This window comes from Mesorhizobium sp. M0678 (genome assembly GCF_040320505.1).
In the GTDB taxonomy this organism is placed as follows: domain Bacteria; phylum Pseudomonadota; class Alphaproteobacteria; order Rhizobiales; family Rhizobiaceae; genus Mesorhizobium.
This window is the reverse complement of the sequence record NZ_JAMYPT010000075.1, coordinates 1-1,261: the sequence shown is the minus strand read 5'-3', so window position 1 is coordinate 1,261 and position 1,261 is coordinate 1. Positions and strand designations below refer to the sequence as shown.

General features: G+C 60.0%; 1 pseudogene. It reads left to right on the top strand.

What is annotated here, in order from left to right:
• Positions 1-159 precede the first annotated feature (159 nt).
• Positions 160-1,173, top strand: a pseudogene (locus NKI29_RS33335) (IS256 family transposase); the annotation flags it as partial.
• Positions 1,174-1,261 lie beyond the last annotated feature (88 nt).

Here is a 1,261-nt window from a genome sequence, read left to right as displayed (position 1 = left end):
CTGCGAGCACAGATCAATCCCGCTGTCGGCAGCCGTCCGCAGGAAGCCGGGTCGCAGTCGCCTGAGCTTGTAGAAGGGCGAGATCGTTGGCATCCCTCGTAGCGGGACTGTCAGGAATCTTGTGCGTGAGGCCATGATGATGGAAAGGAGAATCATCGCATGGCCATTGAGAAGGAAGTACTGGATCGGTTGCTTGCCGGGCGCGACCCACAGGAACTGTTTGCCAAGGACGGTTTGCTCGACGATCTGAAGAAGGCGCTTTCGGAGCGGATACTGAACGCTGAGTTGGACGATCATCTTGAAGAGGAGCAGGGCGAAGGCTCGGCGAACCGGCGCAACGGACATTCGAAGAAGACGGTTCTGACGGGCACATCAAAGCTCGAACTTTCGATCCCGCGTGACCGGGCCGGCTCCTTCGATCCGAAGCTGATTGCAAAGTATCAGCGTCGCTTTCCCGATTTCGACGCCAAGATCGTGTCGATGTATGCGCGCGGCATGAGCGTGCGCGAGATCCGCGGCCACCTGGAGGAACTGTACGGCATCGACGTTTCGCCGGACCTGATCTCGGCGGTCACCGACGCCGTGCTTGAGGAGGTTGCCGAGTGGCAGAACAGGCCGTTGGACGCCTGCTTTCCCTTGGTCTTCTTCGACGCCATCCGGGTCAAAATTCGCGACGAGGGCTTCGTCCGCAACAAGGCGATCTACATTGCGCTCGGCATCCTGCCCGACGGCGGCAAGGAGATACTGGGGATCTGGATCGAGCAGACCGAAGGCGCCAAATTCTGGCTGCGCGTCATGAATGAGCTGAAGAACCGGGGTGTCGCCGACGTCCTGATCGCCGTCGTCGACGGCCTGAAGGGTTTTCCAGAAGCGATCAACGCCGTTTTCCCGCAGACCGTCGTTCAGACTTGCATCGTGCATCTGATCCGCCACTCGCTGGAGTTCGTGTCATGGAAGGACCGCAAGCCTGTCGTGCCGGCGCTGCGGGCGATCTATCGGGCCAAGGACGCAGAGGCCGGCCTGGCCGCGCTCGATGCTTTCGACGCCGGCTACTGGGGCCAACGTTATCCCGCGATCGCTCAGAGCTGGCGGCGCAACTGGCAGCACGTCGTGCCATTCTTCGCATTCCCCGAGAGCGTGCGGCGCATCATCTACACCACGGATGACATCGACAAGCCTGATTTCGACTTTTTCGATTCCTGTTGCGTTTCTTTGTTCGGCTCAGGTGAGCCTGTTTCTTCGTCCCGGCCCACATGATTTC